Origin of the sequence: Tepidicella baoligensis (genome assembly GCF_013432195.1) — a bacterium.
Classification (GTDB): Bacteria; Pseudomonadota; Gammaproteobacteria; order Burkholderiales; family Burkholderiaceae_C; genus Tepidicella; species Tepidicella baoligensis.
In genome coordinates, this window is sequence record NZ_JACCDB010000002.1 from 245574 (window position 1) to 252574 (window position 7001).

General features: G+C 65.7%; 8 protein-coding genes. 3 read left to right on the plus strand and 5 right to left on the minus strand.

Features of this window, described 5'->3' with window-relative positions; genetic code table 11:
* The first annotated feature begins 7 nt into the window (after positions 1 to 7).
* Genes HZS63_RS04030 through ruvC form a run of 3 tightly spaced genes read left to right on the plus strand, consistent with a single transcriptional unit; the run spans position 8 to position 2142 of the window.
* Positions 8 to 853: an energy transducer TonB gene (locus tag HZS63_RS04030; RefSeq protein ID WP_219339085.1), complete on the plus strand. Its 846-nt coding sequence runs from the start codon at positions 8 to 10 to the stop codon at positions 851 to 853.
* A gap of 11 nt (positions 854 to 864) precedes the next feature.
* Positions 865 to 1575 (plus strand): monofunctional biosynthetic peptidoglycan transglycosylase, encoded by a 711-nt coding sequence (gene mtgA, locus HZS63_RS04035; RefSeq protein WP_180682883.1) that lies wholly within the window; start codon positions 865 to 867, stop codon positions 1573 to 1575.
* Positions 1576 to 1593: 18 nt separating this feature from the next.
* Positions 1594 to 2142: a crossover junction endodeoxyribonuclease RuvC gene (gene ruvC / locus HZS63_RS04040; RefSeq protein WP_180682884.1), complete on the plus strand. Its 549-nt coding sequence runs from the start codon at positions 1594 to 1596 to the stop codon at positions 2140 to 2142.
* Between the two features lie 88 nt (positions 2143 to 2230).
* Here the strand turns inward: ruvC and HZS63_RS04045 are convergent, their stop codons facing one another.
* From HZS63_RS04045 to HZS63_RS04065, 5 genes are all read right to left on the minus strand, one after another.
* Positions 2231 to 2407: a hypothetical protein gene (locus tag HZS63_RS04045; protein ID WP_180682760.1), complete on the minus strand. Its 177-nt coding sequence runs from the start codon at positions 2405 to 2407 to the stop codon at positions 2231 to 2233.
* Between the two features lie 17 nt (positions 2408 to 2424).
* The gene (gene lpxC, locus HZS63_RS04050) at positions 2425 to 3348 is read right to left on the minus strand and encodes a UDP-3-O-acyl-N-acetylglucosamine deacetylase (RefSeq protein WP_180682761.1); all 924 of its coding nucleotides are present in this window, start codon (positions 3346 to 3348) and stop codon (positions 2425 to 2427) included.
* A gap of 188 nt (positions 3349 to 3536) precedes the next feature.
* Positions 3537 to 4781, minus strand: a complete 1245-nt coding sequence (gene ftsZ, locus HZS63_RS04055; protein WP_180682762.1) for a cell division protein FtsZ — start codon at positions 4779 to 4781, stop codon at positions 3537 to 3539.
* Between the two features lie 174 nt (positions 4782 to 4955).
* Positions 4956 to 6185, minus strand: coding sequence for a cell division protein FtsA (ftsA, locus tag HZS63_RS04060; RefSeq protein ID WP_180682763.1), 1230 nt, complete (start codon positions 6183 to 6185; stop codon positions 4956 to 4958).
* Positions 6186 to 6200: 15 nt separating this feature from the next.
* Entirely contained in the window at positions 6201 to 7001 is an 801-nt protein-coding gene (locus tag HZS63_RS04065; RefSeq protein ID WP_180682764.1) for a cell division protein FtsQ/DivIB, read from the minus strand.

Below are 7001 nucleotides of genomic sequence, written 5' to 3' on the forward strand. Positions count from 1 at the left end.
TGTGAAGCTGCTCCGCCAACTGACCACCCTGCAGATCGCGCTGACCCTGTCGGTGCTGGCCCATGCCGCCTTGCTGACGGTTCGCTTCGTCGATCCGCAGCGCTTCGAGCGGGTGTTTCAGGACACGCCGCTGGAGGTCGTCCTGGTCAACGCCCGCAGCGACGAACGCCCCGACCAGGCCCAGGCCATCGCTCAAGCCAACCTGGCCGGCGGAGGCCAGGTGGAGCAGGGTCGCGCCACCTCGCCACTGCCTCCTTCGCCACAGGCCCGTTTCGGTGAGGTGCTCGAGGAAGAGGAGCGCCGCATCGAAGCGATGAAAGAGCAGCAAAGCCGCCTGCTGGCCCAGTTGCGGCAGCAGCTGGCGGCCCTGCCGGTGCCCGATCCCCGCAACGCCCGCGAAGCCGACTGGAAAGAGCGCGAGCAGCGCCGACAGGCCTTGGTGCGAACCCTGGCCGAAATCGAGAAACGCATCAACGAGGAAAACGCGCGACCGCGCAAGCGCTACATCAGTCCGTCCACGCGCGAAGAGGTGTATGCGATCTATTACGACGAGTTGCGCCGCCGCATCGAGGACCGGGGCACGGCCAACTTTCCCGAGGTGGGGGGACGCAAGCTCTACGGCGAGCTGACCATGGTGATCACCGTCAACCACGACGGACGGGTGTTGGAAACCGAGGTGGTGCAAAGCTCGGGGCAACCCGCACTCGACAGCCGCGCCCAAGCCATCGTGCGCAGTCTGTCGTTCGGCCGCTTCAGCCATGAGATGCGCCGGCGGGCTGACCAAATCGTGGTGGTGTCGCGCTTTCGTTTCACCCGCGACGATGGCCTGCAAACCCGACTGAGCGCCCAGTGATGAAAAAGGCTTTGCGGTTTCTGGGACGCTGGCTGCTCTGGGTGGCGGTGGCGGCGCTCGGGTTGCAGTTGTTCTTCCTGGGGCGTATCGCCACCCTGGCCGTGCTGGACCCTTCCAGCACCACCTTCCAGCGCTCCGAGGCATGGCGGCTGGCCACCAGCGGCCAACCCTGGCGCTGGGCCCACACCTGGGTGCCCTACGAATCGATATCCCCGCACCTCAAGCGTGCCGTCATCGCCTCTGAAGACGCCGGCTTCACCTCCCACCGGGGTGTGGATTGGCAGGCCCTGGAGACGGCGCGGGAACGCAATGCCCGCCAGCAGGCTCGCGCGCAATCGCGCGCCACGGCGCCCAGACTGGTGGGGGGCTCGACCATCACCCAGCAACTGGCCAAGAACCTGCTGCTTTCGGGTGAACGACACATGGCACGCAAAGCGCAGGAACTGGTGCTGGCCTGGATGCTGGAAGCCTTGCTGAGCAAGGAACGCATTCTGGAGATCTACTTGAACCACGTGGAATGGGGCGAGGGCATCTTCGGGGCCGAGGCGGCGGCACAACACTATTTCCGCAAGCCGGCGGCGCGCCTCAACCCGCACGAGGCGGCGCGCCTGGCGGTGATGCTCCCGGCGCCCAAACGCTTTCAGCGCAACCCCTATTCCAGTTACCTGAACCAGCGCACCCACACCATCGTGGCCCGCATGGGGGCGGTGCAACTGCCGTGAGATGATCGCCGCATGAACATGCGCATACTTGGCATCGACCCCGGCCTGCAAGCCACCGGCTTCGGGGTGGTGGATGCGGACGGTGGCCACTTGAGCTATGTGGCCAGCGGCACCATCCGCACGACGCCCGACGATGGCGCCCTGCTGCCCGAACGGCTGGGCGTGATCTTCCAGGGCATCACCGAGGTGGTTCAGCGCTACCGACCGACCGTGGCCGCGTGCGAAATCGTGTTCGTGAACGTGAACCCGCAAGCCACGCTGATGCTCGGGCAGGCGCGGGGTTGCTGCCTCACCGCCCTGGTGGCCAACGGCCTGCCGGTGAGCGAGTACACGGCGCTGCAACTCAAGAAGGCCGTGGTCGGCTATGGCAAGGCCGCCAAGCCCCAGGTGCAGGAAATGGTGCGCCGGCTGCTGAATCTGCCCGGCCTGCCGGGGAAGGACGCGGCCGATGCGCTGGGCCTGTGCATCACCCACGCCCAGGTGGCACGCACCACGGCGGCCATCAATCAGGTCAGTCCGCTGCAGGCACGCACGCATGCGGCCTACAAGGCTGGCCGCAGCTATTGAGGGCCTGGGCAGGGGGGCGTGTCTGGGCCGATTTTTGGCCGCGCAGCGGACGGTATGAGGCCCAGACACGCCCCCCTGCCCAGGCCACTCAGACGATGCGGCTGATGATCAGCACCCCGAAAAAGAAAAACGCGGCGATCAGCGTCCACTTGAGGATGACGATGCCCCAGCGGCGAAAATGGTCTTTGCCGGTCGCGATGTAGAATCCAAAGCAGATGGCCGCTCCCCCGAGCAACGTGAACAGAAGAAAGCGGAACAGAAACATGGGTTGACCGGCGGGATTCACCACGCCATCGCGAGCTGCGCAAAGCCCTTGGGTGCACGGGCGTCGTGCTCGAAGGTCACGATGTCGTGGCTTCCGGGCTCGGCCAGCAGGGCTCGCAGCAACTGGTTGTTCAGGGCATGGCCGCTGCGGTAGGCGCTGTAAGCGGCCAGCAAAGGCTTGCCCACGATGTAGAGGTCGCCCATCGCATCGAGGATTTTGTGCTTGGCGAACTCGTCGGCATAGCGCAGGCCATCGGCGTTGAGCACCTTCACATCGTCCATGACGATGGCATTGTCGAGTCCTCCTCCCAGGGCCAAGCCGTGGGAGCGCATCGTCTCGACGTCTCGGGTGAAACCGAAAGTGCGGGCGCGGGCGATTTCACGGGCGTACTGGCCCTGCCCCAGATCGAACTCCACACGCTGACCCGTGGCGCTGACGGCCGGGTGGTCGAACTCGATCTCGAAGCTCAGTTTATAGCCGTGGTAAGGCTCCAGCCGGGCCCATTTGAGCTGACGCCCCTCTCCTTCGCGCACTTCCACGGGCTTGAGCACGCGAATGAAGCGCTTGGGCGCTTTCTGCAACTCGATGCCAGCGCTCTGGATCAGGTACACGAACGATGCCGCGGAACCATCGAGAATGGGCACTTCCTCGGCCGTGATGTCCACGATCAGGTTGTCGATGCCCAAGCCGGCACAGGCGCTCATGAGGTGCTCGATGGTGTGCACCTTGGCTCCGCCCTTGGCGATGGTGGAGGCCAGCCGCGTATCGGATACGGCGGTGGCGCTGACCGGGATGTCCACCGGCTCGGGCAGGTCCACACGCCGGAACACGATGCCCGTGTCCGGCGCGGCCGGGCGCAGCGTCAGCTCGACCCGTTGACCGCTGTGCAGGCCCACGCCCACGGCTTTGGTCAGGGTCTTGAGGGTACGTTGCGCAATCATGCAAACGATTTTAGGTTTTCGACGCCGACTTTGCTGGAAATCGTCTTCATACCCTTCATAGCAAGAATTGATTGAGGGGATGGAAAGCGTAGCGAGCAGCCCAGGTGCGGCCGAAGCGCGCAGCCGTACTGGGGTACGGCGAGCACTGCAAGCCTCAGATGGGGTTGAGCTGTGTAGCTTTACACCCCTCAATCCGCTTGTTTGCGCAGGAAGGCGGGAATCTCGAAGTCGTCCATGCCACCGGAAGACAGCGCGTCCACCTTGGCCGCCGCCGAGGTGCGGTCGCGGGTGCGCCAGACGCTGGGCACCGCCGGATTGCCACCGACCGAAGCGTGCCCCACGCCCGTGGCCTGCGCCAAACCCGAGCCGCCCACGGCCTGGTTGAGCGTGGGAATGAAGGGCATGTTGTCGGTACCCGTGCGCAAGGCCTGGGCCGGCGACTGCACCACCGTCAAGGGCTGGCGCGCGCCGGCAGCACGGTTCAGGCCCGTGGCCACCACGGTCACGCGGATCGCGTCGCCCAGGGACTCGTCGTAGGCGGTGCCATAGATGACGTGTGCGTCCGGCGCGGCAAAGGCACGGATGGTGTTCATGGCCAGCTTGGACTCGTTGAGCTTCAGAGAGCCTTTGGCGGCGCTGATCAGCACCAACACGCCCTTGGCACCCTTCATGTCCACACCTTCCAGCAGCGGGCAGGCCACGGCTTGTTCGGCGGCGATCCGGGCGCGGTCCGGGCCGCTGGCGACCGCCGTGCCCATCATGGCCTTGCCGGGCTCGCCCATGACGGTGCGCACGTCCTCGAAGTCCACGTTCACCAAGGCCTCGACGTTGATGATTTCGGCAATCCCGCCCACGGCGTTCTTGAGCACGTCGTTGGCTTCGGCAAAGGCCTCGTCCTGGGTGACGTCGTCCCCCAGGACTTCGAGCAGCTTGTCGTTGAGCACCACGATCAGCGAATCGACGTTCTGCTCCAGCTCGGCAAGACCGGCATCGGCGTTGCTCATGCGGCGCCCACCCTCCCAGTCGAAGGGCTTGGTGACCACGCCCACGGTGAGAATGCCCATGTCCTTGGCGATCTTGGCGATGACAGGCGCCGCTCCAGTCCCGGTACCCCCGCCCATGCCAGCGGTGATGAAGAGCATGTGAGCGCCGTGGATAGCGTCGCGGATGTCGGCCTCGGCCATTTCGGCAGCGGCGCGCCCCTTCTCGGGCTTGCTGCCTGCGCCCAGACCGGTCTGGCCCAGCTGAATCACGCGGTGCGCGGCCGTCCTGGCCAGGGCCTGGGCGTCGGTGTTGGCGCAAATGAACTCCACACCCTGCACATGGCTCTGGATCATGTGCTCGACAGCGTTGCTGCCCCCGCCGCCGACGCCGATCACCTTGATCTGGGTGCCGCGGTTGAATTCTTCGACTTCGATCATTTCGATGCTCATGTGAATACTCCTTGAATGCCTTGAACTCGTGAAAACCTGAACAAACGTGGGAACAACAAAACCGGGGGGATCAAACAGGCGGCGCATTGGCGCCGTGACTTCGTCGGACGTGCGCCTCACGGGGATTGCAATGGGTGCGGCGGCGCAGCCGCTGGAACGTGCGCTGGTGCTGCATCAGAAATTCCCCACGAACCAGTCTTTGAGACGCCCAAGGGCGGAGCCCACCGAGCCGACTTTCTGGGCCACTTTGTGCCCCCGCAGGCGGGCCAGCCGGGCTTCTTCCAGCAGGCCCATGACGGTGGCCGCACGCGGCTGCGCCACCATGTCGCTGAGCACGCCGGTGTACTTGGGCATGCCGCGCCGCACGGGCTTGAGGAAGATGTCCTCGCCCAGTTCGACCATGCCCGGCATCACGGCGCTGCCGCCGGTGAGCACGATGCCGCTGGACAGCAGCTCTTCATGGCCCGACTCGCGGATCACCTGCTGCACCAGCGCAAAAATCTCCTCCACGCGCGGCTCGATGACCCCGGCCAGTGCCTGACGGCTGAGCAGGCGCGGCCCGCGATCGCCCAGCCCCGGCACTTCCACCTGCTGGTCCGGATCGGCCAGCAACTGCTTGGCGCAGCCACTCTCCACCTTGATGTCCTCGGCGTCCTTGGTGGGGGTGCGCAAGGCCATGGCAATGTCGTTCGTGATCAGGTCGCCGGCGATGGGGATCACCGCCGTGTGCCGGATCGCCCCGCCGGCGAAGATGGCCACGTCGGTGGTGCCGGCGCCAATATCCACCAGCGCCACACCGAGTTCTTTTTCGTCTTCCGTGAGGATGGCCTGGCTGGCGGCCAGCGGGTTGAGCATGAGCTGGTCCACTTCCAGGCCGCAGCGGCGCACGCACTTGATGATGTTTTCGGCCGCGCTCTGGGCGCCGGTGACGATGTGTACCTTGGCCTCCAGCCGGATGCCGCTCATGCCGATCGGCTCCTTGACTTCCTGGCCGTCGATGATGAATTCCTGTGGCTCCACCAGCAGCAGGCGCTGGTCGGTGGAGATGTTGATGGCCTTGGCGGTTTCGATGACCCGCGCCACGTCGGCCGGCATGACCTCCTTGTCCTTGATGGCCACCATGCCGCTGGAGTTGATGCCGCGGATGTGGCTGCCGGTGATGCCGGTATAGACACGGGCGATGCGGCAATCGGCCATGAGCTCGGCCTCTTTCAGCGCCTGCTGGATGCTTTGCACGGTCGCATCGATGTTGACCACCACCCCTCGCTTGAGACCGTTGCTGGGCGCCACGCCCAGCCCGGCGAGCTTGAGTGTTCCGCCTGGCTGCACCTCGGCCACCACCGCCATGATCTTGGCGGTGCCGATGTCGAGGCCGACGACGATGTCTTTGTATTCCTTGGGCATGATGGGTGCTGTCGTTTATCGGGTCGTGGGAGGGGCCGGTCGGGCCGGCGGGGGGGCGGTCAGGGTGGTCACGCCGCGCATGCGCAGGGCGTAGCCGTTGGGGTAGCGCAGGTCGGCGGTTTCGATCTCGCGCTGGCCGTAACGCAGCGCCAGGGTGGGGACGGTGCTGGCAAAATGCTGGGCACGGGTCACGATCGCCTCAGGCTCGCCACGCCCGAGTTCGAGTCGGGTGCCGCCATCCAGCACCGCCTTCCAACTGCCGCGGGCATTGAGTTCCAGCCGGTCCAGTTCACGCCCCATGCGTTCGAACACGGGGGCCAGCGCCAGATACAGGGCATAGACCTGTGCGGCACGGTCTGCCGGACCGGCCAGTTCGCTCCAGCGATCGGCAGGAACATCCTCCGGGTTGGCTTCGAACACCTCTCCATACCTGTTCACGAGGCGCCCGCTGCCCGCCTCGCCCCACCACGCGACGGCCTCGTGCTCCTCCAGCACGACACGCAAACGGTTCGGAAACTCCCGCTGCACCCGGGCCTGGCGCACCCAGGGGGCGGCCTCGAACAGGCGTTGCACCTCCCGCAGATCCACGGTCAGAAAGGTCCCTTCCAGGCGAGAGCCCAGATGGGTACGCAATGTGACCGCACTCTGGTGCTCGACGTCCCCCAGCACCGTGATACCGGTCAGCGTCCAAACCGGTTGGCGCGCCACCCACCACGCCACCGTCCCCAGGCCCATGACGAGCAGCACCGCGAACAAACTGTTCGCGGCCCAGCCCATCAGGCGGACATCCAGGGGTATGACGAGGGGTTTGGCCAT

Excerpts from the sequence above, each read along its gene's own strand:
- HZS63_RS04045 (WP_180682760.1), bottom strand. The coding sequence starts at position 2,407 with ATGTTTCTGTTCCGCTTTCTTCTGTTCACGTTGCTCGGGGGAGCGGCC.
- lpxC (WP_180682761.1), bottom strand. The coding sequence starts at position 3,348 with ATGATTGCGCAACGTACCCTCAAGACCCTGACCAAAGCCGTGGGCGTG.
- ftsA (WP_180682763.1), bottom strand. The coding sequence starts at position 6,185 with ATGCCCAAGGAATACAAAGACATCGTCGTCGGCCTCGACATCGGCACC.
- HZS63_RS04065 (WP_180682764.1), bottom strand. The coding sequence starts at position 7,001 with ATGGCCAAACCCCTCGTCATACCCCTGGATGTCCGCCTGATGGGCTGG.
- ruvC (WP_180682884.1), top strand. The coding sequence starts at position 1,594 with ATGCGCATACTTGGCATCGACCCCGGCCTGCAAGCCACCGGCTTCGGG.
- ftsZ (WP_180682762.1), bottom strand. The coding sequence starts at position 4,781 with ATGAGCATCGAAATGATCGAAGTCGAAGAATTCAACCGCGGCACCCAG.